Annotated in this window: 24 protein-coding genes; all 24 read left to right on the top strand. The window is 49.0% G+C overall.

The features are described from left to right. Position 1 precedes the first annotated feature (1 nt). Positions 2–859, top strand: a complete 858-nt coding sequence (gene fliH, locus EXT46_RS02815) for a flagellar assembly protein FliH (RefSeq protein WP_130145091.1) — start codon at positions 2–4, stop codon at positions 857–859. Then, positions 856–2,193, top strand: coding sequence for a flagellar protein export ATPase FliI (gene fliI, locus EXT46_RS02810; protein WP_053911136.1), 1,338 nt, complete (start codon positions 856–858; stop codon positions 2,191–2,193). Before fliH ends, fliI begins: the two co-directional genes overlap by 4 nt. After that, the gene (gene fliJ, locus EXT46_RS02805) at positions 2,186–2,638 is read left to right on the top strand and encodes a flagellar export protein FliJ (RefSeq protein ID WP_130145089.1); all 453 of its coding nucleotides are present in this window, start codon (positions 2,186–2,188) and stop codon (positions 2,636–2,638) included. Before fliI ends, fliJ begins: the two co-directional genes overlap by 8 nt. Before the next feature lie 72 nt (positions 2,639–2,710). Beyond that, positions 2,711–4,756, top strand: a complete 2,046-nt coding sequence (locus tag EXT46_RS02800; RefSeq protein ID WP_130145087.1) for a flagellar hook-length control protein FliK — start codon at positions 2,711–2,713, stop codon at positions 4,754–4,756. 46 nt (positions 4,757–4,802) lie between these two features. Further along, positions 4,803–5,336, top strand: coding sequence for a flagellar basal body-associated protein FliL (fliL, locus tag EXT46_RS02795; RefSeq protein ID WP_130145085.1), 534 nt, complete (start codon positions 4,803–4,805; stop codon positions 5,334–5,336). 9 nt (positions 5,337–5,345) lie between these two features. Next, on the top strand, positions 5,346–6,440 hold the full coding sequence (fliM, locus tag EXT46_RS02790; protein WP_022944834.1) for a flagellar motor switch protein FliM: 1,095 nt from the start codon (positions 5,346–5,348) through the stop codon (positions 6,438–6,440). Positions 6,441–6,482: 42 nt separating this feature from the next. Then, positions 6,483–6,887, top strand: a complete 405-nt coding sequence (fliN, locus tag EXT46_RS02785) for a flagellar motor switch protein FliN (RefSeq protein ID WP_022944833.1) — start codon at positions 6,483–6,485, stop codon at positions 6,885–6,887. Next, positions 6,884–7,279 (top strand): flagellar biosynthetic protein FliO, encoded by a 396-nt coding sequence (gene fliO, locus EXT46_RS02780; protein WP_022944832.1) that lies wholly within the window; start codon positions 6,884–6,886, stop codon positions 7,277–7,279. Before fliN ends, fliO begins: the two co-directional genes overlap by 4 nt. A 4-nt stretch (positions 7,280–7,283) precedes the next feature. Further along, positions 7,284–8,027 carry a flagellar type III secretion system pore protein FliP gene (fliP, locus tag EXT46_RS02775; protein ID WP_022944831.1) on the top strand — a complete coding sequence of 248 codons (744 nt, stop codon included), beginning with the start codon at positions 7,284–7,286 and terminating at the stop codon, positions 8,025–8,027. A 2-nt stretch (positions 8,028–8,029) separates the two neighbouring features. Further along, positions 8,030–8,299 carry a flagellar biosynthesis protein FliQ gene (fliQ, locus tag EXT46_RS02770; RefSeq protein ID WP_022944830.1) on the top strand — a complete coding sequence of 90 codons (270 nt, stop codon included), beginning with the start codon at positions 8,030–8,032 and terminating at the stop codon, positions 8,297–8,299. Between the two features lie 2 nt (positions 8,300–8,301). After that, the gene (fliR, locus tag EXT46_RS02765; protein WP_022944829.1) at positions 8,302–9,081 is read left to right on the top strand and encodes a flagellar biosynthetic protein FliR; all 780 of its coding nucleotides are present in this window, start codon (positions 8,302–8,304) and stop codon (positions 9,079–9,081) included. Between the two features lie 8 nt (positions 9,082–9,089). Continuing rightward, positions 9,090–10,220, top strand: a complete 1,131-nt coding sequence (gene flhB / locus EXT46_RS02760) for a flagellar biosynthesis protein FlhB (RefSeq protein WP_022944828.1) — start codon at positions 9,090–9,092, stop codon at positions 10,218–10,220. Between the two features lie 80 nt (positions 10,221–10,300). Beyond that, entirely contained in the window at positions 10,301–12,406 is a 2,106-nt protein-coding gene (gene flhA, locus EXT46_RS02755; RefSeq protein WP_022944827.1) for a flagellar biosynthesis protein FlhA, read from the top strand. Between the two features lie 31 nt (positions 12,407–12,437). Then, positions 12,438–13,937, top strand: a complete 1,500-nt coding sequence (gene flhF, locus EXT46_RS02750) for a flagellar biosynthesis protein FlhF (protein WP_130145083.1) — start codon at positions 12,438–12,440, stop codon at positions 13,935–13,937. Then, positions 13,930–14,790, top strand: coding sequence for a MinD/ParA family protein (locus EXT46_RS02745; RefSeq protein WP_022946906.1), 861 nt, complete (start codon positions 13,930–13,932; stop codon positions 14,788–14,790). The genes flhF and EXT46_RS02745 overlap by 8 nt, the downstream gene beginning before the upstream one ends. Before the next feature lie 15 nt (positions 14,791–14,805). Then, positions 14,806–15,528, top strand: coding sequence for an RNA polymerase sigma factor FliA (locus tag EXT46_RS02740; protein ID WP_053911142.1), 723 nt, complete (start codon positions 14,806–14,808; stop codon positions 15,526–15,528). Positions 15,529–15,566: 38 nt separating this feature from the next. Continuing rightward, the gene (gene cheY / locus EXT46_RS02735) at positions 15,567–15,950 is read left to right on the top strand and encodes a chemotaxis response regulator CheY (RefSeq protein ID WP_010560568.1); all 384 of its coding nucleotides are present in this window, start codon (positions 15,567–15,569) and stop codon (positions 15,948–15,950) included. A 17-nt stretch (positions 15,951–15,967) separates the two neighbouring features. Beyond that, positions 15,968–16,723 carry a protein phosphatase CheZ gene (locus EXT46_RS02730; protein ID WP_022946904.1) on the top strand — a complete coding sequence of 252 codons (756 nt, stop codon included), beginning with the start codon at positions 15,968–15,970 and terminating at the stop codon, positions 16,721–16,723. Between the two features lie 16 nt (positions 16,724–16,739). Next, the gene (locus tag EXT46_RS02725; protein ID WP_130145081.1) at positions 16,740–19,037 is read left to right on the top strand and encodes a chemotaxis protein CheA; all 2,298 of its coding nucleotides are present in this window, start codon (positions 16,740–16,742) and stop codon (positions 19,035–19,037) included. Positions 19,038–19,050: 13 nt separating this feature from the next. After that, positions 19,051–20,184, top strand: a complete 1,134-nt coding sequence (locus EXT46_RS02720; protein WP_130145079.1) for a chemotaxis response regulator protein-glutamate methylesterase — start codon at positions 19,051–19,053, stop codon at positions 20,182–20,184. Next, the gene (locus EXT46_RS02715) at positions 20,177–20,941 is read left to right on the top strand and encodes a flagellar motor protein (RefSeq protein ID WP_045978608.1); all 765 of its coding nucleotides are present in this window, start codon (positions 20,177–20,179) and stop codon (positions 20,939–20,941) included. Before EXT46_RS02720 ends, EXT46_RS02715 begins: the two co-directional genes overlap by 8 nt. A 1-nt stretch (position 20,942) precedes the next feature. Next, a complete protein-coding gene (locus EXT46_RS02710; RefSeq protein ID WP_130145077.1) occupies positions 20,943–21,923 on the top strand; it encodes an OmpA family protein in 981 nt (326 codons plus the stop codon). Then, complete coding sequence (locus EXT46_RS02705; protein WP_022946899.1) at positions 21,923–22,705, top strand: ParA family protein; 783 nt, start codon at positions 21,923–21,925, stop codon at positions 22,703–22,705. Before EXT46_RS02710 ends, EXT46_RS02705 begins: the two co-directional genes overlap by 1 nt. Next, a partial coding sequence (locus EXT46_RS18795; RefSeq protein ID WP_205988203.1) for a hypothetical protein occupies positions 22,702–22,950 on the top strand: 249 nt, incomplete at its 3' end. The genes EXT46_RS02705 and EXT46_RS18795, both read left to right, overlap by 4 nt.

The raw sequence follows: 22,950 nt of genomic DNA, 5'->3' as shown, positions 1-22,950 counted from the left end.
CATGAGTGAGTCAAAATTACGTCGTGGGCAACGATTAGACGCCAGTGAGGCAGCCGATGAGCTGCTGGAGAACTGGCCTATTCCCGATGTCAGTGCAGACCCAAAGAAATACCAAGGGCGTTCAACCGCCTTTGGGACACCGCTCGAACAGCTATACAAAAAGCATGTCGAGGAAGATGAGCACCGCGATGGCGAAGAGATCCAGACTCCTGAGGAGACCGACTTTCCTAAACTAACCCTTGAAGAGTTAGAGCAAATTCGCCAAGACGCCTACGAAGAAGGCCTCAAACAGGGGCATGAACAAGGCTACGTTGATGGATTTGATAAAGGTGCCAGTGAAGGCAAAGAAGCGGGGTTCCAAGAAGGGCTAAAGCAAGGCAAAGAGCAAGGGCTCGAAGATGCGAAGCCCATTATTGACGAACAACTGGAGGCGTTAAAAAGCACGTTAGAAGCGCTTGATGAACCCGCCAAACACATTGATGAGCAGGTTGAACATGAGCTGATTTTTCTCGCCAGCGAGTTAGCCAAAGCCATTACCTTGAGTGAGTTAAAAACCAACCCCGACACTATTTTAAATGCGCTTCGCGCGGCAACCGAAGCCTTGCCAAGTAATGAGGCAATGTGCCAAATCAGCCTCCATCCAGATGATTTAGCGATAGTGACGTCACACTTCAGTGATACCGAGTTGGATAATCGTCATTGGCAGCTACTAGGTGAGCCGACTTTGGCGCGCGGTGATTGTAAAATCAAGCAACAGCGTTCATCTATCGATTTCACATTAGGGTTGCGAATCCAACAAGTACTGGAACCGTTTTTGCACGACAGCGGTGTCCATGTGCGTGATGAGCGAAAATCATGACAACTTCATTAAGTGAGCGTTTGCACCAGCAGCGTAAGCACATCCATCAGCCTCAGGTCGCGGTAGCGGGGAGCTTGACCCGCGTTGTTGGCCTGACCCTTGAAGCAAAAGGGCTGCAAGCACCGCTGGGTAGCCAGTGTCAGGTCGAAACGAACCAAGGCTTAGTCGATGCCGAAGTGGTGGGGTTTAACGACGACGTGCTTTATTTAATGCCCAATGACCGTATCTCTGGGGTGTTGCCAGGAGCCCGCGTTATCCCTCAACACAAGCAGCAAGGGCTGCCCGTCGGGATGAACTTACTCGGACGTGTGGTCGATGGATTGGGGCGCCCTTTAGATGGACTCGGGCCACTGCGCTGCGAGGAGTTTACTCACTTTGCCAAAAACACCATCAATCCTTTAGCACGGCGACAAATAAGCCAACCCATGGACGTAGGCGTGCGTGCTATCAACTCTATTATCACCGTAGGTCAAGGCCAACGTATGGGCTTGTTTGCCGGTAGTGGCGTGGGTAAGTCGGTGTTGTTAGGGATGATGACCCGAGGCAGTGCGGCCGACGTTATTGTGGTTGGCTTGGTGGGTGAGCGTGGCCGTGAAGTTAAAGAATTTATTGAGGAAATCCTGGGTGAAGAAGGGCGTCGTCGTTCTGTGGTGGTGGCCGCGCCGGCTGATGCATCGCCATTGATGCGTCTAAAAGGTTGTGAAAGCGCCATCACTATTGCCGAATATTTTCGCGACCAAGGCCTCAATGTATTGTTATTACTTGATTCGGTCACTCGTTATGCCATGGCGCAACGGGAGATAGCGCTCGCCGTTGGTGAACCACCCGCCACTAAAGGCTATCCCCCTTCGGTGTTTGCCAAGCTACCTGCTCTGATTGAGCGTGCGGGTAATGGCGGTGAAGGCCAAGGCGCCATTACTGCCTTTTTCACGGTATTGTCAGAGGGGGATGATTTGCAAGACCCGATTGCTGATGCCGCCCGAGCTATTTTAGATGGCCATATTGTGCTTTCACGAGAGCTTGCCGACAGTGGCCATTACCCGGCCATTGATATCGAAAAATCGATTAGTCGAGTCATGCCGCAAGTGGTCTCAGAGCAACATATGCAGCAAGCGCGGTTAATCAAGCAAGTAGTGGCAATGTACAATGAAAACAAAGACATGATCACCCTGGGCGCATACCAAAAAGGCACCGACCAGATACTCGATCAAGCCATTGATATGATGCCGCGTATTAATAACTTTTTACGCCAGGGAATGAAGGATGTGGTGCCTTACGATGAGTGCTTAACGTCGTTAGCCAATTTACTAGGGCAGGGAGGCAACCATGGCTAAGCTGGCGCTGCTTTATAAACTTGAATCGGACAAAGAAGAAAAACTGCGTGCTGACTTTCTAGGCGCGCAACAGCACTGGCAGTCTCATCAGCAAAAGCTCAATGGACTTAACCAGTTTCGCCAAGAGTATTTTGCACAACTGACGCAAAAGGCACAGGCCGGTCTATCCAGCGCTGGGTTTAGTCACTACCAAAACTTCATCAGCAAAATAGACCAAGCCATTGAGCAGCAAACACAGGTGGTTGAAACTGCCCACAGAGTCACGGAGCAGCGCCAATCACAATGGCGTCAACAGCGGGTACGTACTGAAGCCGTAGCCAAGTTAATTGAAAAAGAAAAACTTAAGCAACAAGCGAAGTTAGCGAAAGCAGAGCAAAAAATGTTGGATGAATTCGCTACCAATCAGTTTTATGCCCGACGGCGTTCAGGCGAAACTGGTATGTAACTTGCTGTAATTTTCTAAAAGCTTAGTTAACCTTGCAAAGCGGCACTGCTTTGCCACCTTTGAAGGGGTCATATGATGACACAGGTAGAATCAGTAATTGTCCTTCCCCAATCGGGACAGAGCCAAGATAAGGGTGCTTCATCCACTTACGACTCTGGTGAGAAAGAGTTTGCGCAATTCTATTCTCAAGAGCAGCAACGCCAAGACCGTGTGAAGCGCTCCCCAGAGGATGAAAAGCAGGCCATTGGTGGCTTTGTGGGTCAAAAAAGTGATTCAAAAGAGCCCCAAAAAAATACTCAAGAAACCGAACAAAGTGTTGATAAATCAGCGGAAAAGGTTAACGAGCAAAGTAGTGATAAAGAACCATCAGCAACCGTCTTGGATGGCGAGGGTGATGCAGCTGATGGCGCTGAGCCGCCTAGTCATGCAGCGCAGCCTAGCGAAGAGGTGGCGCAGACGACTCTCATAGCGGCTAGTGAAGATGACTTTTATCAGCAACTTTTTGCGCAATTATCGATGAGCACGGAGCTTTCTGCGGTTGCCAAAGAAGTGGGCAGTGCTCTTAATGGTACCGGGTTCAGTGATGATATTGATGTCGACTTTATTGCTAAGCTGCCAATCGAGCTTAAACAATCGCTTGCCCGTTTAACGCCGGCACAGCGCAGTGAGTTGAGTGTGCAACTACAGCAAATGGCCTCGGCAGCAGGGATAGACGCAAAAGCCTTGGCTAGCATAGAGACACAACTGAATCAGTTAGTGGCCACCCCAGGGCAGTCAGGCCTGAGCGATGCTGAACGTATTGCCGTGCAAGCCAAAGAGTTATCCATGGCAAAAGCCAGTGAACAGGTGCAGCGTCCAGCAGGTGAAGACAGTAAACCTGCAATGCCGAAAAAAAATAACGTAATTTTGGCAAAAGAGGGAGAAAAGATCCTTAGTTTGGAAAGTGAGGGAGGCTCCCGTAGACAAGAAGGAATTCACACCTTTGCGCAAGCCAAAGAGTTATCCATGGCAAAAGCCAGTGAACAGGTGCAGCGTCCAGCCGAGAGTGTAGCAGCACGCAGTGCTGAGGATGCCAGCAAACTAAACAATTCAACTAAGGTTGCCAGTGATGTTCAGCAAGAACTGAATAAAGTACTCGCTGATGGCAAAGCCCTTGGTGCAGAGGCTGCTAAGTCTGATGCAAAAAATAGTACCGCGAGCGCGGTGCCAGGGTCATTAAACCCAGAGCAACAGCAACGCCAATCCCAGCATATATTGGCAGCAGCCAAAGTTGAAGCCGACCAAAGCGGGCCCAGTGCCAGCAAAACGACTCAAGCAGCGGTTAATCCAATGTTGAGCGATGCACAAATGAAAGCGGCTCAGCCACAAGGGGACAAGCAAACTAATCTATCAGCGAGTAAATTCAGCGCCGAGCCTATGGCTGAGTCAGGGGATAAAGCGGTTTCGCCAAGTAAAGGTACTCAAGGAGAGAGCGCTCAACCTTCAGCCAGTGCTTTGAGCGCTCAGTCTAAAGTGACCCAGCTTGCCAGTGCCTTAGTGGCGCACGCGCAAGGCAATACCGAGCTCAGCAGTGCAATTGAGGCGGACCTTGCACATTGGCAACAGGTGCAACAAGCCGCCATGCAAAGTACGCAGCACAGCCAAGCTCAAGGGCAAACTCAGCGTATGGCGCTGGATCCTGCACTACTGCAAGCAATTAATATCACTAAAAACGACGCCGCGCAGCAAATACAGCAGCGCGTTAATATGATGCTTAACCTCAATAACCAAGAAGCCGAAATCCGCCTTGATCCACCGGAGCTAGGAAGTATGCAAGTGCGGGTACGCAGTGAGGGAGAGCAAGCACACGTCAATTTTGTAGTGCAAAATCAACAAGCTAAAGAAGCGCTAGAGCAGGCGATGCCGCGATTAAGAGATCTACTAGCGCAGCAGGGGTTATCTTTGGGTGATACCAACGTCGAGCAGCAAAATCAGCAAAGTGCGCAGCACGATGGTGAGCAAGGTCAAGGCAGCGAGCATGGCCCACTGGCAGAGCAAGCAAGCAATGATGAAAACCATGGCTTAGAGCAACAGCAGAAAAACGCGCCAATGGAACAAGGAATTGATTTCTATGCGTAATAACTATTGCTATTATACAGTTAAGTGATTCTATTCGAGGCAACCTATGGCCGATGACAAGCAAACCGACCTGCAAATAGAAGAAGGCGGCGGCTCAAAGAAAAAACTGATTATAATCATTGCTGTTGTAGTGCTATTAGTCGGTGGTGGAGCAGGCTATTTCCTCTTTGCTGGGGGCGACGATCCGGCGCCTGCGACACTGGAACAAGAGCAAAGTGGTGCATCAGAGCAAGGTGGTGCAGCACCGAGTGCACAGCTTGGCAGTGCATTGTATGTGGGCATGCCTCGTCCTTTCGTATTCAATGTGCCAGGCGCTGCACGTGACCGCATAGTACAAATTAAAGTACAGCTATTAGTGCGTGGCGAAGGGAACGAAGAGGCCGCTAAAAAGCATATTCCACTTATTGAAGGCACATTATTAAGTGTGTTCGCCGGTACTAATGCCGATGAGCTAAGCACTGCAGCAGGTAAAGAATCTTTGCGTGACGAAGCGCTTACGCAAGTACAACAAGCCCTCGAAGGTGTAGAGGGTTCTAAAGTCGTAGAGCGAGTGCTCTTTACCGGCTTTGTAATGCAGTAAGGGGTAGATGTGAGCGACTTATTATCTCAAGACGAAATTGACGCGCTACTGCACGGGGTAGACGATGTCGAAGAAGAGGATACCTCCGAGGGTGCTAGTGCCAGTGGCGAGAGCGCGCTGCAGTATGACTTTTCTTCACAAGATCGTATTGTCCGTGGGCGTATGCCAACGCTTGAGATTGTCAATGAGCGCTTTGCCCGACATATGCGCATCAGCTTATTTAATATGATGCGTCGCACCGCTGAAGTGTCCATCAACGGCGTGCAAATGATTAAATTTGGTGAATATATTCACACCTTGTTTGTTCCCACCAGTTTGAATATGGTGCGCTTTCGCCCGTTAAAAGGCACCGGGCTGATTACTATGGAAGCGCGGCTGGTATTTATATTGGTAGACAACTTCTTTGGCGGTGATGGCCGTTATCATGCCAAAATTGAAGGTCGTGAATTCACCCCTACCGAACGCCGTATTGTACAGATGCTGCTGAAAATCATCTTTGAGGATTACAAAGAAGCGTGGGCTCCGGTGATGGATGTGTCGTTTGAGTATTTAGACTCGGAAGTAAACCCGGCGATGGCCAATATTGTCAGCCCCACTGAAGTGGTGGTGATCAGCTCGTTCCATATTGAGCTTGATGGTGGCGGTGGCGACTTCCATATTGCCCTGCCATATTCCATGTTGGAACCTATCCGTGAGCTGCTTGATGCCGGTGTACAGTCTGATACTGAAGACACTGATTTACGCTGGTCTAAAGCGCTGCGCGATGAAATCATGGATGTTGAAGTCGACTTATCGACACGGTTATTAGAGGTAGACTTGAGTCTTGAGCAGATTATGGAGCTCAAAGCTGGAGACATTATTCCAGTAGAAATGCCTGAGCATATCACTGTGTTTGTTGAAGACTTACCGACCTTCCGCGCGAAGATGGGCCGCTCTCGGGATATGGTGGCATTGCAAATTAGTGAAAAGATTAAACGCCCAGAATCGGTGAAGTCGGAACTTCATGTGTTTACGAAAGGCGGTAAGAAGCTCGACTCAGATGCTGAATTAGCCGAGCTTGAGGAAGATCTGCATTTAAGTGAAGGCGTAGATTTAGATTGGTAAAAAGGTGCGCGCATGCGCGCCTAGCAACAGAGGTTGTATGTAATGAGTGATGATCAAGATACCATGGATGAATGGGCCGCAGCCCTAGCCGAAGCCGAAGAAGGTGAACAAGGCGGTGGCGACGATGCCCAGGTTGCAGAGCTAGACGAGCTCTCCGAAGAGCGTGATGAGGTCACGCCAGAGGAAAAGCGTAAGCTGGATACCATTTTAGATATTCCGGTGACCATTTCTATGGAAGTGGGCCGCTCTAAAATCAATATCCGAAATTTGCTACAGCTTAACCAAGGCTCAGTGGTTGAACTTGATCGCGTTGCTGGCGAGCCACTGGATGTATTAGTGAATGGCACCTTGATTGCGCACGGTGAAGTGGTGGTGGTGAACGATAAGTTTGGTATTCGCTTAACCGACGTGATTAGCCAAGTAGAGCGGATCAAAAAACTACGATGAGAGCATTGGCCTCGCTTTTTGCCCTCGTGGCGCTTCCCGTTTATGCGCAAAATGGTGCTGCCCAGCCTGGCGCGGGGCTTAATCTCAATGTTATGTCTATGTTGTTGTCGCTGTTGTTGGTGGTCGGGACAATTATCGCATTAGCTTATATGCTTAAGCGCTTTAATCCGAATATGGCCAATAATGACGATTTTAAAGTTATACGCACTTTGCCACTGGGGACTAAAGAGCGGCTACTGGTGGTAGAAATCGATAATAAGCAACATTTATTGGGCGTCACGCCAGGTGCCATCAATTACTTATATGAGCTGGAAACGCCGCTTAAAGAGCGCGAGATGGCGCCACTGGCAAAGCAACTCAGCCACATACTCAATACTAAAAAAAAGACCTAAGATAATGAAATACTGGCTAATACTTCTTTTTGCTATGCTTTTAAGCCCGACTGCTTTTGCAGAGCAAGGGCTTCCCGCCGTGACCGTAACCACCAACGCCGACGGCACGCAGGATTACTCAGTCACCTTGCAAGTATTAGCGATTATGACGGCGCTGAGCTTTATCCCTGCCGCCGTTATTATGATGACCTCATTCACCCGTATTATTGTGGTGTTGGCGATATTGCGCCAAGCCATCGGCTTGCAACAAACTCCTTCGAACCAAGTGCTGCTGGGCATGTCTTTGTTTCTGAGTATTTTTATTATGGCACCGATATACAATCAGGTGCATGACCAAGCGATTCAGCCTTACCTAGACGAAGAAATGTCCTCTATGCAGGCGCTGGAAGCCGCTAAGCAGCCGATGAAGGCTTTTATGCTTTCACAAACACGGATAAAAGATCTAGAAACTTTTGCGCAAATAGCCGGTTATGAGAAACTAGACTCGCCTGCGGACACGCCTTTTATCGTGGTTATTCCCGCCTTCGTCACCAGCGAATTGCAGACCGCGTTTATCATTGGCTTTATGTTTTTCATTCCCTTTCTGATCGTCGATTTGGTGGTGGCCAGTGTCTTGATGGCCATGGGTATGATGATGCTCTCGCCAATGATTGTCTCCTTACCCTTTAAAATTATGCTATTTGTATTAGTGGATGGGTGGTCACTGGTAATGGGCACCTTGGCACGTAGCTTTGGGTTGGGAGTGTAACAATGGAGCCGGGCATTTTTGTCGATATTCTCAGTGATGCTTTATTTTTGGTGATAAAGCTGGTGTCGGCGATCATTGTCCCTAGTTTGATTGTTGGTTTGATTGTTGCGGTATTCCAAGCGGCGACCTCAATCAATGAGCAAACCTTGAGCTTCTTACCTCGTTTGCTCGTCACCCTAAGTGCACTTATTATCGGTGGCCACTGGTTTACGCAGGAACTTATGGACTTCTTTAACCGCTTAGTGCTGTCGATACCTGAAATCGCGGGGTAACCATGGAATACCCCTTTGCCGTCATTGTTCAGTGGCTAAGTGACTACTTACTCCCCTTAGTCCGTATACTGGCAATGTTGATGGTCATGGCAGGGATAGGGGCACGTAATGTCCCTTCGCGTATTAAGCTTGGCTTGGCCTTGGTGATTGCCTTTGTTGCGGTGCCGGTATTACCTCCTACTCAGTTCACCAACCTGTTTTCGTTGGAAATGGTGTTTGTGGTGCTGCAACAGCTGCTCATTGGTGTGGCTATGGGCTTTGCCTCGCAGTTATTATTGAATACCTTCATTCTCGCCGGGCAAATCTTAGCAATGCAAACGGGCTTGGGTTTTGCCTCGGTGGTTGACCCCTCAAATGGCCTAAGCGTGCCGGCGGTGGGGCAGTTCTATTTAATTCTCACCACCTTATTATTTTTTGTTTTTAACGGTCATTTGATGATGATCCAAATGATTGTACACAGCTTTATCGCGGTCCCTATCGACGGCACTTGGTGGGCGGTTGATCACTACTGGGATATCGTTACCTGGGGCGGGTGGATGTTTACCACCGCTTTGGTATTGGCGTTGGCACCGCTGACTGCGATGTTGGTCATTAATTTATCTTTTGGCGTGATGACGCGAGCGGCACCGCAATTAAATATCTTCTCAATTGGTTTTCCCTTCACCCTAGTGGCGGGGTTAACCATTATCTGGGCAACCTTAGGAAACTTCATGGCGCAGTTTGAGGCGCAGTGGTTACGCATGGTTGAGCTACTTTGCTCGATGGCAGGCTGTAGTCCTTAGGAGTTGTTATGGCAGAAGATTCAGGTCAAGAACGTACCGAAGAGCCCACGCCGAAAAAGCTACAAGAGGCGAAGAAAAAGGGCCAAATAGCACGCTCAAAAGAGTTGGGTACCACCTTTGTATTGATTATGTCGGCGGTTTCTTTGCTCATTTATGGCCCCGATATTGGTCGTGGTTTACACACAGTGATGAAGCGAATGCTATCGCTGAGTCGCAACGAAACTTATGACACCACCAAGATGTTTGCGGCATGGGGGGCGGTAGCGGATTCATTGCTCTATCCCATGAGCATGTTTGTACTGGTTATAGTTATCGCCGCGTTTATTGGTAATACCATGCTTGGCGGGTTTAACTTTTCATGGCAAGCGATGGCACCCAAAGCCAGTAAGATGTCGCCGATGAAAGGGTTCAAACGTATACTTGGGCCGCAAGCAGCAGTTGAACTGATAAAAGCGCTGCTCAAATTCGGGCTAGTTGCAGCGTGTGCGGTGTTTCTGATCAAAATGTATTTTTACGAAATCCTGCATTTGAGTATCGAAACGCCACCGAACAATATAGCTCACGCGTTGGAAATTATTGCCTGGATGTTTCTAGCATTGAGTTGCACCATGATTGTTGTCTCGGCGGTGGATGTGCCTTATCAGGCGCATAACCACCACAAACAGTTGAAGATGACCTTACAAGAAGTTAAAGACGAGTATAAAAACTCCGAAGGTGACCCGCAGATCAAAGCGCGTATTCGGCGAACCCAGCGGGAAATGTCACAACGTCGGCAAATGCAAGATGTGCCTGATGCGGATGTGGTGGTAACCAACCCGACACACTTCTCGGTAGCGATAAAATACGATACTGAAAAAGCCGGTGCGCCAATAGTATTGGCGAAAGGGGCCGATGAAATGGCCTTACAAATTCGTAAAATAGCCAAGGGGAATGACGTCCCGCTGGTAGAGTCTCCAGTGTTAACCCGGGCGCTCTATCATACCACTGAAGTAGGCGAACAAATTCCTGAGCAGCTATTTACCGCCGTCGCGCAAGTGTTGGCCTATGTGTATCAGCTGAAACGCTTTGAAAAAGGACGCGGTCGCCGGCCGTCTAAACTGGCAGACAAACTACCTATTCCTGATGAATTCAAGTATTAACCAACTGAAATATAAGATATAAAAAACTGGCCTACTCCTTGCTTTGATGACTGCAGTGTCAATTTATTGCTGTAGCATTTATGGATTTTAAGGCCGTTCTCACCCAGCTTAATCGCGATAAAAAAGAATATGCAAAAGGCGTAGGTACGCCGTTGTTGGTGCTCGCCGCACTGGCAATGGTGGTATTACCTATGCCGCCATTTTTACTGGATATTCTGTTTTCGTTTAATATTGCGCTGGCCTTGGTGGTGCTGTTAGTTACGGTCTACACCATGAAACCGCTTGAATTTGGTATGTTCCCAGCGGTGCTTTTAGTCGCGACCATTATGCGTCTGGCGCTCAATGTTGCCAGTACGCGGGTGGTGTTATTAGAAGGCCACCAAGGCGGGGACGCGGCCGGTAAAGTAATTGAAGCCTTCGGCTCGGTGGTGATCGGCGGTAACTATGCCGTGGGTCTGGTTGTCTTTCTGATCTTAATTATTATCAACTTCGTGGTTATCACCAAAGGGGCCGGACGTATATCAGAAGTGTCTGCCCGCTTTACCCTCGATGCGATGCCCGGTAAACAAATGGCCATTGATGCCGATTTGAACGCGGGTTTTATCAGCGCCGAGCAAGCGCGGGAGCGGCGTGAAGAAGTCACCCGTGAAGCGGACTTTTACGGTTCGATGGACGGTGCCAGTAAGTTCGTAAAAGGCGATGCCATTGCGGGTATCGTTATCTTAGTGATTAATATCGTTGGCGGGTTATTTGTCGGTATGATCCAACATGACTTGAGCTTTTCTCAGGCCATGGAAGTGTACACCTTACTCACCATTGGTGATGGCCTCGTGGCACAGCTGCCATCGCTGTTGCTATCAATCGGTACTGCCATCGTCGTAACTCGCCAAAATGAATCACACAATATGGGCGAGCAAGTTAAAACCCAGCTTGGCAATGACAAAGCACTGTGGATAGCATCCGGTATTCTCATCACTATGGGATTGGTACCGGGGATGCCCCATGTGGCGTTTTTAGGCTTGGGTGGCTTACTTGGTTTTGTTGCTTATTATTCGCAAAAGCAGGCAAAACTTGCTGCTGAGCAGGAGCAACAAGAAGCTGAGCAGGGCCCTGGCAGCAATGTTGCCACCCACGACGAACCAAAAGAATTGGGCTGGGACGATGTGCAGCAAGTCGATGTCATCGGTTTGGAGGTAGGCTACCGTTTGATCCCGCTGGTGGATCAGGCCCAAGGTGGAGAATTGTTAAGCCGCATTAAAGGGGTCCGTAAGAAGCTCTCACAGGAACTGGGCTTTTTAGTGCCGCCTGTTCATATTCGCGATAATTTAGAGTTAGACCCTAATGCCTATCGCATTACGCTAATGGGCGTGTCCAGCGGTGATGGTGAACTCAGTCATGGTGATGAACTGGCCATCAACCCGGGTCAAGTCTTTGGCCCAATCAATGGTGTGGCGACCAAAGATCCGGCTTTTGGTCTGGATGCGGTGTGGATCAAGCCAGAGCAAAAAGATGAAGCACAGTCTTTAGGTTACACCGTGGTTGATGCTGCTACGGTAGTAGCGACCCACATTAGCCAGTTACTCACTAATAACGCCTCACTGCTATTAGGTCACGAAGAAGTTCAGAGTCTGCTTGATATGCTAGCGAAAAGCCATCCGCGTCTAGTAGAAGGTCTAGTACCAGATGTGTTACCGCTGACGACCATAGTGAAAGTGCTACAAAATCTCCTCAATGAAGGCGTTGCTATTCGCGATATGCGCAGCATAGTGCAAACACTCGTAGAGTATGGTCCGCGCAGCCAAGACCCTGATGTATTAACCGCAGCGGTACGTATTTCATTGCGTCGTTTGATTGTGCAAGATGCGGTTGGCGCTACGCCAGAAATTCCTGTCATAACATTGGCGCCTGAGTTGGAACAGATGTTGCATCAGTCGCTTCAGAACGCAGGAGATGAGGGTGCTGGCATTGAGCCAGGCTTGGCAGAGCGGCTACAGGCCTCTTTAAGCGAAGCCCACCAGAACCAAGAAATGTCGGGTGAACCTTCCATCTTATTGACCTCCGGGATGCTTCGTACAGTGTTATCACGTTTTGTGAAGCACACCATCCCAGGGCTGAAGGTGATGTCTTACCAAGAAGTGCCCGATGAGCGTCAAATTAAGATTGTTAGCTCCGTTGGACAGCAATAGATCGGAAAGCCGGTTGTGAGAGGGTAATATTATGAAAATCAAACGCTTTTTTGCTAAAGATATGCGTACAGCACTGAAAGAAGTAAAAGATGAGCTGGGTGTTGACGCGGTGATCATGTCGAACAAAAAGCTTGCAGATGGCGTTGAAATCGTTGCTGCTATTGACCATGAACGCCCAGCAGCCGCACCGAAAAGCGCTCCCGAGCAGCAAATGCAGCCCCGCGCCACTGAGCAGCGTATGGTACGCCCACAAACACGTACGCAACGTCCTGAGCCGCAAAGCCACAATGGTGTGGCCGATTCATTACAGGCGTTGTTAGAGCGTCAGAGCCCAAAACCAAAGAATGCTGCTCTCGCCGACATGTTTTCGCAATCAGGTATTGATATGAGCGCGCCTGAAGAGCCCGTTGAGCAGCCTCAGCGTCGCGCTGCGCCGGCCAATCACTACGCTCCGCAGCCAACGCTAGCAGAGCCAACGCAAGCCCGCGCTGCAGCGCAGTCCATGGGTGATGATTTGGACGGTGACGGTTTTGATGAGCCACACCGCCAGCCCAATGATTCTGTACAGCAAGAGGGCATGGACAGCGAAGAGATCAGTGCCATGCGCGATGAGATGAATGCCATTCGTCAGCTTCTTGAACATCAAGTATCCGGCTTATTACATCAGGACCGAGCGCGCCGTGACCCAACTCGTGCCTGCTTCATCGAGCGCTTGCAGGGCATGGGTATCGACACTGAAGTGGCTGAGCAGTTAGTGCGATATGTACCAGACGATGTATCGCGCAAGCAGGCATGGAGTGCAGCCCTGGATATGGTGCAAAAGCAGCTACACACCACCAATAATGAAATTTTACGTCATGGCGGCGTCTATGCGTTAGTCGGTCCTACCGGCGTAGGCAAAACCACGACGGTTGCAAAACTGGCCGCATTAGGGGCGCAAAAATACGGCGCTGACAAGGTTGCGCTGATCACCACGGATACATATCGTATCGGTGCTTACGAGCAGCTAGCAACTTATGGACGCATCATTGGTTGCCCTGTGAAGCAAGTAAAAGATGCCAATGAATTGGCCGATGTGCTTTATCAATTACGCAATAAACGTCTAGTATTAATTGACACTGCGGGAATGAGCCAGCGCGATTTACGTTTAAGTGAGCAATTAAACACGCTCATGCGCAGTACGCGAGTCGATATTCGTAGCTATTTAGTGCTCAGTGCCACAGCACAACATGAAGTGCTTCAAGAAACCGTAAGGCACTTCCAAAAAGTTGACTTAAGTGGTTGTATTTTCACCAAACTTGATGAAAGTCTAAGTTTAGGCGAGATTATTAGTGTAGCGATTCAAAATCGCTTACCAATAGGGTATCTTACTAACGGTCAACGCGTTCCAGAAGATATTCGCGTTGCTAACTCAGAAAAAATGGTTAGAAAAGCTGAACAATTGTTTATCAAACGCCAAAAAACACAAAAATCAGCGGCACCAGCAGGGCGCCAAACAGTGGCGTCTCAGGCAGTAGGAATGTATGATTAACACAGTGCACGATCAAGCAAGTGGCCTTCGAAAAATGAATCAAAACAATAGCCAAGGCGTAAAAGTAATCGCCGTGACCGGTGGCAAAGGGGGCGTCGGTAAAACCAATGTCTCTTTGAATTTAGCTATTGCCATGGGTCAGCAAGGCAAACGTGTCTTAGTGTTAGATGCTGACCTAGGACTGGCAAACTGTGACGTTATGCTTGGTCTGCGTGTTGAAAAGAACCTTTCTCATGTTCTAAGCGGTGAGTGCGAACTGCGCGATATACTGGTAACTGGGCCTGCGGGCATTCGTATTGCTCCGGCAACATCGGGGTCACAGAGCATGGTTGAACTGAGTGCTGCAGAGCATGCAGGTTTAATCCGTGCGTTTAGCGAGCTCGATAACGACTTTGATGTCCTTATTGTCGACACCGCCGCCGGTATCTCCGATATGGTACTGAGCTTCTCGCGTGCTGCGCAAGATGTTGTGGTGGTGGTCTGTGATGAGCCAACCTCAATTACCGATGCCTATGCGTTGATCAAGGTGCTTAGTCGTGAACATGGCGTATACAAATTCAAAGTCGTTGCCAATATGGTACGCAGCCAGCGTGAAGGGCAAGACTTATTTGCCAAACTCTCCAAAGTAACCGACCGGTTTTTAGATGTGGCGCTCGAATTAGTGGCCACCGTGCCCTATGATGAAAACATGCGAAAATCAACGCGTCGCCAGAAAGCCGTTGTGGAGTTATTCCCTAACTCACCCGCTTCGGTATCGTTGAAAAGTCTCGCTGGCAAGGCATTAAAGTGGCCAACCCCGAATCAACCATCGGGGCATTTGGAGTTCTTCATTGAAAAGCTGGTCAATAATTAACTGTTGTTCGGATTTATGAATAAAGTGGCTGGATATCAAGATCAATTACAATTAAACACTCTGGTCGAGCGCCATGCCGCGCTGGTCAAGCGTGTTGCATGTCATTTGCTGGCTCGACTGCCGGCGAGTGTGCAGCTCGATGATCTCATTCAGTCCGGCATGATTGGCCTCATTGAAGCATCAAAAACCTTTGACGCCAGTAAAGGCGCCAGTTTCGAGACGTTTGCTGGTATTCGTATTCGTGGTGCGATGCTTGATGAAGTACGACGAGGAGATTGGGCTCCACGATCGGTACATCGCAATAGCCGCGCTGTAGCTACCGCTGTACATGAATTAGAAACCTCCCTAGGTCGGGAACCAAAGGATGTTGAAGTAGCTGAAAAACTTGATATTTCGCTCGATGAATACCATCATATTTTAAACGATGTTAATTGCTCTAAAGTGCTCGGTATCGAAGACTTAGGTGTCGATGAAGATGTACTCACCCCGAGCTGTGAACAATCTCAAACGGGGCGGCCCTACATCAGCGTTCACAATGAACGCTTTAACCAAGCATTAGTAGCGGCAATTAATTCTCTCCCCGAGCGTGATGCATTGGTATTATCGTTGTATTATAACGATGAAATGAATTTAAAAGAAATTGGGCAAATACTGGACGTAAGTGAGTCCCGTGTGAGTCAGATACATGGTCAGGCAATGATTAAGCTCAAAGCGAAAGTCAATGACTGGGTCAATTAGTAGTAAGAATAAAGGTTCATACCTCACTGGAGGATACTTTGGATAAAAACATGAAAATTCTCGTGGTCGATGACTTTTCCACTATGAGAAGAATCATTAAAAACCTATTGCGTGATTTAGGCTTTACCAACGTGCAAGAAGCGGACGATGGTAGTACCGCGCTGCCCATGTTGCAAAACCAAGAGTTTGACTTTGTGGTTACCGATTGGAACATGCCAGGTATGCAGGGTATCGATTTGCTCCGTGCAATTCGCGCCGACGACAGCTTAAAGCACATTCCAGTACTGATGGTAACTGCAGAGGCGAAGAAAGAACAAATCATTGCCGCTGCCCAAGCTGGCGTGAACGGTTACATTGTTAAGCCCTTTACCGCAGCTACATTAAAAACCAAGCTGGATAAAGTATTTGAGCGCTTAGGTTAACCGAGAAGGAGAGGTTTATGTCAGCTCCCGCTGCACCTCACATTACCCTAGAGCAAGCCAAACAGCTTGTATCGTTTCTTGAGCAAGGTGAGCAGGAGAAAGCCGATCAGCTGATCCTCGATGCTGCTTCCAAGGAACAGTCCGAACTGTTTGCTGAGGTTGGCAAGTTGACGCGGCAGCTTCACGAGTCGTTGAAGAATTTCCAACTCGATACGCGCTTGAACGACCTCACGCAAGAAGCCATTCCCGATGCTAAGCAGCGTCTTAATTATGTGATGGAAATGACCGAGCAGGCGGCAAACAAAACCATGGATGCCGTGGAAGCCAGTTTGCCCATCGCTGAGCAGCTATCCACTGAACTACATCAAATTAAACCCATTTGGGATAAATTGATGCGTCGTGATCTCGAATTAGGTGAGTTCAAGCAGTTGTGTCATCAGCTCGATAGCTTTATGAACCGCTCTCAAGGCAGCACAGTGGAGCTGCACGATCTACTTAACAATGTGCTGATGGCGCAAGATTACCAAGATTTAACAGGGCAAGTAATTCGCCGCGTAATCGAGCTGGTGCGCGAGGTAGAAGACAGCCTTATTAATTTATTAACTGTGTTTGCGGGCAACGAAGGTGAAGAACCGGTGGTTGAACAACAAAAAGCAAAACCAGCTGTGAACGCAGAAGGTCCAGAAGGGCCAATTATAGACACAGAATCACGTGATGACGTGGTCTCAGGCCAAGATGAAGTAGACGACTTGTTGTCTAGTTTAGGCTTCTAAAGAGGAGAGCGGCTGCATGAGCTTTGAAGTAGATGAAGATATTTTACAGGACTTTTTAGTCGAAGCAGGTGAGATATTGGAGCAGCTCTCTGAGCAGTTAGTAGAGCTTGAAAATAACCCTGATGATAAAGACTTGCTCAACGCTATCTTCCGGGGCTTCCACACTGTTAAAGGGGGAGCTGGGTTTCTCGGCATGAATGAGCTGGTGGATGCCTGCCATGGTGCTGAGAATGTGTTTGATATTCTGCGCCAAGGTAAGCGCCAGGTTACTTCAGAACTGATGGACGTGATCCTGCAAGCGCTCGATACAATTAACGATATGTTTGCGCTTATTCAAGCACGAGAGCAGCCGCAACCTGCAGACCCTGAGTTACTTGCTGTATTGCATAAACTGAGCGAACCTGAATCCGAAGATGAGGCACCTATTGCAGTGCCTGAACCTGCCGCAACTCCCAGTGAACCTGTTGTTGAACCCGAACCCGTGCCTGAAAATGACGCATCAGGGGCCGATGATTTTGGCGATGATATTTTGTTCGATGCGCCAAGTGCTGGCAGTGACGAAGGCGAAGCGATTGATGAAATCACCGAAGATGAATTCGAAAGCTTGCTCGATGAATTACACGGCCAAGGCAAAGGCCCGTCTGTGGGTGAAGGCTCAGCGGATGCTGGAGCATCCGGTAATGATGAAGATATTACCGATGATGAGTTCGACTCGCTACTAGACGAATTACATGGCGCAGGCAGCTTTGGTGCCATTAGCGATAATGGTTCCGCGCCGAGCGCCGACGAGCAGGGGACTGCACAGCAGAGTGCACCGACTGCATCGGGCCAATCAGAGTCGGCCAGTGGTGATGATGAAGACATTACCGAAGATGAATTTGATGCGCTACTTGATGAGCTGCATGGTAAAGGCAATGCGCCTAAAGCAAGCTCGGCAGACGCTTCGCCAGCGCCGGTTGAAAAGCCTGCAGCGCCAGTAAGCCAAAGTAAAGCTAAAGATACACCGCCGGCAACGCCAGCGCCTAGTCAAGCACCAGCGGCCGCAAAACCAGCGCCAAGCACGGCTAAGGGGAGCACCCCGCCTAGCAGTGGGGATGCCAAAAAACCGGCACCTAAAGCCGCACCACCGCCACAAGCAGAAACGACAGTGCGTGTCGATACCAAACGACTAGATCAGATCATGAATATGGTGGGTGAGCTGGTATTGGTGCGTAATCGTCTTATTACCTTAGCGAATAATAACAACAGTGAAGCTATGGGTAAGGCTATCTCGAATCTTGACGTGGTCACCGCCGACCTACAAGGTGCGGTGATGGCAACTCGGATGCAGCCAATTAAGAAAGTATTTGGCCGCTTCCCACGTGTGGTACGTGATCTTGCCCGCAGCTTACAAAAAGATATTTCCTTGGTCCTTGAAGGGGAAGAGACTGATTTAGATAAAAACCTTGTCGAAGCCCTCGCTGACCCACTTGTGCACTTAGTACGTAACTCAGTGGACCATGGTATTGAGATGCCTGATGTTCGAGAAGCAGCAGGTAAACCTCGCATCGGAACGGTACGCTTATCGGCTTCTCAAGAAGGCGACCACATTCTCCTGAGCATCCACGATGATGGCGCTGGGATGGATGCCGAAAAACTGAAGAAAATCGCTATTAGCAAAGGGGTTATTGATCACGACCAAGCCGCTCGGTTGAGTGACACGGAAGCCTATAACCTTATCTTTGCCCCTGGATTCTCCACCAAAGAGGAAATTTCTGATATTTCTGGGCGTGGTGTGGGTATGGATGTGGTGAAAACCAAGATCAGCCAGCTTAACGGCACCATTAATATCGACTCACAGCTCGGTGTTGGTACCCGTCTAGATATCAAAGTACCGTTGACGCTTGCTATTTTGCCAACGCTGATGGTGATTGTTGGTGAACAAACCTTTGCTCTGCCATTGGCGGCTGTTAGTGAGATTTTCCACCTTGATTTGACCAAAACCAACATTGTTGATGGTCAGCTCACCATTATTGTGCGTGAAAAAGCTGTACCACTATTTTATTTAGAGCATTGGTTAGTCAAAGGAGCGGACCGCACTCAACGTAAAGCCGAAGGCCATGTCGTCATCGTTCAAATTGGTACTAAAAAGGTCGGCTTTGTGGTGGATTCGCTGATTGGTCAAGAGGAAGTAGTCATAAAGCCTCTGGATGCGCTGCTGCAAGGCACACCAGGTATGGCCGGGGCGACAATTACCTCAGACGGTGGCATAGCCTTAATTCTAGACGTGCCAAGCATGCTAAAACATTACGCTGGGCGCTCCAGCGTTAACTAAAATCGAGTATTAAATGGCTGTCAAAGTTCTAATAGTTGACGACTCAAGCTTTTTTCGTCGCCGGGTTACTGAAATTCTTGAAGGTGATGCCAATATCGAAGTCATTGACGCAGCTGTCAATGGCGCCGATGCGGTGGAAAAAGCAGTTAAGTTACGCCCAGATGTGATCACCATGGATGTGGAAATGCCAGTGTTAGATGGTATTTCTGCGGTGAAACAAATCATGGCGAAATCGCCAACACCTATTCTTATGTTTTCCTCACTGACGCGTGAAGGAGCCAGCGCCACACTGGATGCACTTGATGCTGGGGCATTGGATTTCTTACCGAAAAAGTTTGAAGACATCGCGCGCAACAACCAAGATGCGATTGAGATACTCCGACAAAAGGTGCGCGAGCTAGGACGCCGTCGCCTTTCGCGTTTTAATCGCCCAACGACCTCGACAACGGCATCATCACCAGCGCGCCCCAGTGTCACGACACGCAGTTCAGCGCAACCTGATAGAAGCTTTAACCAAGGAGCGTCGACTCGGCCTCAAAGCGCCAGCCAATTCAAGCCCAGCGGCAAAAAGTACAAGCTAGTGGCTATCGGCACCTCTACCGGGGGGCCTGTGGCGCTGCAAACGATTCTGACCAAGCTGCCAGCCAATTTTCCTCATCCTATTTTGCTTATTCAGCATATGCCGGCGGCATTCACTCCTGCATTTGCGCAGCGTTTGAATAACCTTTGCAAAATCAAGGTGAAAGAAGCGCAACAGGGAGACCGTTTACAACCTGGAACAGCGTACCTTGCACCCGGTGGTCAGCAAATGATGTTTGATGGCCGCGCTCAACAGCAAACCCTGAAGGTATTTCAAGACGACAACCCAAGAATTACTTATAAACCTAGTGTTGATGTTACTTTTGCCAGTAGCGCAAAAGCATTCGGCGGTGATGTATTAGCCATTGTGCTGACCGGCATGGGTGCTGATGGTCGCGAAGGTGCGCGGATGCTTAAACAATCAGGCTCACGGGTTTGGGCACAAGACGAGCAGTCTTGTGTCGTGTATGGCATGCCGCAAGCGATAGCCAGCGCCGGTTTGAATGATCACCAAGTGGCTCTTGACGATGTTGCCGCGCATTTACTCAAGGAAGTCGGCTGTGGATAAACTTTCCATAATTGGCCTTGCTGTTGCCATTATCGCCATTACCTTAGGCTATAGCCTTGAGGGCGGTATGGTTTCAGGGCTGATTGATGGACCGGCACTGATCATTGTCCTTGGTGGCACTTTAGGTGCCGTAATGTTGCAATCGCAACTAGCGACCTTCAAAAAGGCCTTGGGAGTCTTTAAGTGGGTATTTGTTCCCCCTTTTTATGATACTCAAGCTGGGATTGAGCAAATTAAATCGTGGGCCAGTACCGCACGTCAAAAAGGATATCTGGCTCTTGAGGAACAAGCACTCGTAAGTGAAGACCCTTATGCCGCTAAAGGCTTAAGCTTGCTGATTGATGGCTCTCATGAGCAGCGCTTGCGTGACACCCTAGAAATCGAGCTTATGTTAGAGCGCGAGCGGTTGCTAGATGCAGCTCGGGTTTACGAGGCCATGGGAGGATATGCGCCGACCATTGGTATTTTAGGGGCTGTGCTCGGGCTCATTCAGGCGATGGCATACATTAGCGAACCCGATAAATTGGGTGCTGGGGTCGCCACCGCGTTTTTGGCTACGATTTATGGTGTGGGCTTTGCCAACTTGTTATTCCTGCCCGTTGCCAACAAGCTAAAGCAAGTGATTGAAGAAAAAATGCTCTATCATGAGCTCATCGCTGAGGGCATCATGGCAATGCAGCAGGGAGAGACGCCCGCAAATATAGAGTTGAAACTCGAGGCTTACTGCGCTGAGCGCCATGTTAGTGCAGGGTACTAATATGATGCGCATTCGTCACCGCCGAGGTCATGTAAAGGAGTCGCAACATACCCACCGTTGGCTCGTTTCTTACGCTGACTATATGACCATTATGTTTGCCTTGTTTGTGGTCATGTACGCGATTGCTATTAATAAAAAAGATGAAGAGTTTGCTATTTTCTCGCAGACTTTGGAGCAATTTTTTGACCGTGCTACCCAAGTGACTCAACCCATATTAACTGAGCAGCAGCAATCTACAGGGGACGGAGTGTTGCAACAACCACTGCCCGTTAATGAGAATGTGTTAGAAGGTGAAAGTATTGTCAAAGAGCCTATTCGTGGCTCAAAGTTGATTCCAGAGCAAGCAGACGTGAGTCTTATCGAGCAAAAAGAGCTCGGAGAGCCTTTAGAAACTTTGTTAGATAAGTTAACTGGTACTTTGCTTAATGAAATTCGCCAAGGTGATGCACAGCTCCAACTGAATGAGAACTGGCTTACTATTGAGATGAGTTCGGGGCTGCTTTTTCCAAGCGCCAGCGCCACAGTGACTAATCGCGCCGAACAAGTGGTGGCTCGTATTGCTGAGATTATTTCGCCAATGCGCAATTACTTGCGTGTGCGTGGCTATACCGATGACCGCAGTATCAATAACGAAATGTTCCGCTCCAATTGGCAGTTATCAGCGGCCCGTGCAGCGGCCGTAGTCAAAGAGTTGCAAACCCTGGGCATAAACCCTGCGCGAATGGCGTTGGAAGGGTATGGACAGTACACACCTTTTGCTGACAATGATACTGCCCAAGGGCGGGCGCAAAATCGTAAAGTGGTCATCGCAATTTCAAAGTTTGCCTTGCCACTGCAAGAGGCTTCGCAACAAGACGGTGCCGTTGAATCAGTTGAGCCCGAAGTGGAGCAAGAGCTGCCAAGCACTGACAATACAATAAAAATAATACAACTACCCCATGGCGGTATTCGTATTACGACGCGCAATGAGGAACAGCAATAATGAAGGTATGGACGGTCGCGAACCAAAAAGGCGGGGTGGGTAAAACCACCACAACGGTGTCTTTAGGCGGTCTATTGGCTGAACAAGGAAAGCGTGTCTTATTAATTGATACTGATCCTCACGCGTCGCTTACCTACTATTTTGGTATTGATTCAGAGGCCATCGAAGTGAGTGCTTACGATGTTTTCACTCGCGGTAAAAATATGGCGAGCGAGGAAATACTGCAATCGCTGTGTCCATCCGGTGTCGAAAATATTGATATTCTGCCTGCTACCATGGCCATTGCCACGCTTGATAGAAGCATGGGTAATAAAAACGGCATGGGGTTAATACTTAAAAAGGTATTAGCGAAAATCAGCGAACATTATGACTATGCCATTCTCGATTGTCCGCCGGTACTTGGGGTGTTAATGGTGAACGCGTTGGCAGCAAGCGAGCGCGTGCTCATACCTGTGCAAACTGAATTTCTTGCGCTCAAAGGACTAGATCGCATGATGCGCACCATGGAGCTGATGCAGCAAAGTGCACAAACCTATAGCTATCAATACACGGTGGTAGCGACTATGTATGATAAGCGCACCAATGCCTCTTTGGATGCATACAAAAAACTGCGCGCTACGTATCATGACAGTGTTTGGCCGGGTGTGATCCCCATTGATACTAAGTTTCGCGATGCCAGCCTTGCGCAGCAGGTGCCTAGTAAGCACTGTGCTAAGGCGCGAGGCGTACAAGCCTATCGTGCGCTGTTAGACTATTTGCAAAACAAGCAGGTGGATGCATGAGTGGCCCTAATGAAAAGGTGATGAAGGAGTACCTCAGCGCGCTACTTAAAGAAGAAGCAGAGCCTAGGCGGGTAGCTAAGCCGGTCATCACTGAATCCCCTGAGGCAAATAAACTTGAGCCACTTGAAAAGTTACTTGCGCAGGCAGAGCAGCAAGCACAGGCTCGCGAGCAACAGCAACAGCAACAGCAACAGCAACAGCAACAGCAACAGCAACAGCAACAGCAACAGCAACAGCAACAGCAA

Origin of the sequence: Pseudoalteromonas sp. CO325X, from assembly GCF_004208955.1 — a bacterium.
Lineage (GTDB): Bacteria > Pseudomonadota > Gammaproteobacteria > Enterobacterales > Alteromonadaceae > Pseudoalteromonas > Pseudoalteromonas ruthenica.
This window is presented reverse-complemented; position numbering and strand designations above follow the sequence as displayed.

What these genes read in the sequence shown, in the direction of transcription:
- EXT46_RS02720 (WP_130145079.1), top strand. Translation starts at nt 19,051, where the DNA reads ATGGCTGTCAAAGTTCTAATAGTTGACGACTCAAGCTTTTTTCGTCGC.
- fliQ (WP_022944830.1), top strand. Translation starts at nt 8,030, where the DNA reads ATGGAGCCGGGCATTTTTGTCGATATTCTCAGTGATGCTTTATTTTTG.
- fliH (WP_130145091.1), top strand. Translation starts at nt 2, where the DNA reads ATGAGTGAGTCAAAATTACGTCGTGGGCAACGATTAGACGCCAGTGAG.
- fliR (WP_022944829.1), top strand. Translation starts at nt 8,302, where the DNA reads ATGGAATACCCCTTTGCCGTCATTGTTCAGTGGCTAAGTGACTACTTA.
- fliP (WP_022944831.1), top strand. Translation starts at nt 7,284, where the DNA reads ATGAAATACTGGCTAATACTTCTTTTTGCTATGCTTTTAAGCCCGACT.
- fliN (WP_022944833.1), top strand. Translation starts at nt 6,483, where the DNA reads ATGAGTGATGATCAAGATACCATGGATGAATGGGCCGCAGCCCTAGCC.
- EXT46_RS02800 (WP_130145087.1), top strand. Translation starts at nt 2,711, where the DNA reads ATGATGACACAGGTAGAATCAGTAATTGTCCTTCCCCAATCGGGACAG.
- flhF (WP_130145083.1), top strand. Translation starts at nt 12,438, where the DNA reads ATGAAAATCAAACGCTTTTTTGCTAAAGATATGCGTACAGCACTGAAA.
- fliJ (WP_130145089.1), top strand. Translation starts at nt 2,186, where the DNA reads ATGGCTAAGCTGGCGCTGCTTTATAAACTTGAATCGGACAAAGAAGAA.
- EXT46_RS02705 (WP_022946899.1), top strand. Translation starts at nt 21,923, where the DNA reads ATGAAGGTATGGACGGTCGCGAACCAAAAAGGCGGGGTGGGTAAAACC.
- EXT46_RS02745 (WP_022946906.1), top strand. Translation starts at nt 13,930, where the DNA reads ATGATTAACACAGTGCACGATCAAGCAAGTGGCCTTCGAAAAATGAAT.
- fliL (WP_130145085.1), top strand. Translation starts at nt 4,803, where the DNA reads ATGGCCGATGACAAGCAAACCGACCTGCAAATAGAAGAAGGCGGCGGC.
- flhB (WP_022944828.1), top strand. Translation starts at nt 9,090, where the DNA reads ATGGCAGAAGATTCAGGTCAAGAACGTACCGAAGAGCCCACGCCGAAA.
- EXT46_RS02725 (WP_130145081.1), top strand. Translation starts at nt 16,740, where the DNA reads ATGAGCTTTGAAGTAGATGAAGATATTTTACAGGACTTTTTAGTCGAA.
- EXT46_RS02710 (WP_130145077.1), top strand. Translation starts at nt 20,943, where the DNA reads ATGATGCGCATTCGTCACCGCCGAGGTCATGTAAAGGAGTCGCAACAT.
- fliI (WP_053911136.1), top strand. Translation starts at nt 856, where the DNA reads ATGACAACTTCATTAAGTGAGCGTTTGCACCAGCAGCGTAAGCACATC.
- fliO (WP_022944832.1), top strand. Translation starts at nt 6,884, where the DNA reads ATGAGAGCATTGGCCTCGCTTTTTGCCCTCGTGGCGCTTCCCGTTTAT.
- EXT46_RS02730 (WP_022946904.1), top strand. Translation starts at nt 15,968, where the DNA reads ATGTCAGCTCCCGCTGCACCTCACATTACCCTAGAGCAAGCCAAACAG.
- flhA (WP_022944827.1), top strand. Translation starts at nt 10,301, where the DNA reads ATGGATTTTAAGGCCGTTCTCACCCAGCTTAATCGCGATAAAAAAGAA.
- EXT46_RS02740 (WP_053911142.1), top strand. Translation starts at nt 14,806, where the DNA reads ATGAATAAAGTGGCTGGATATCAAGATCAATTACAATTAAACACTCTG.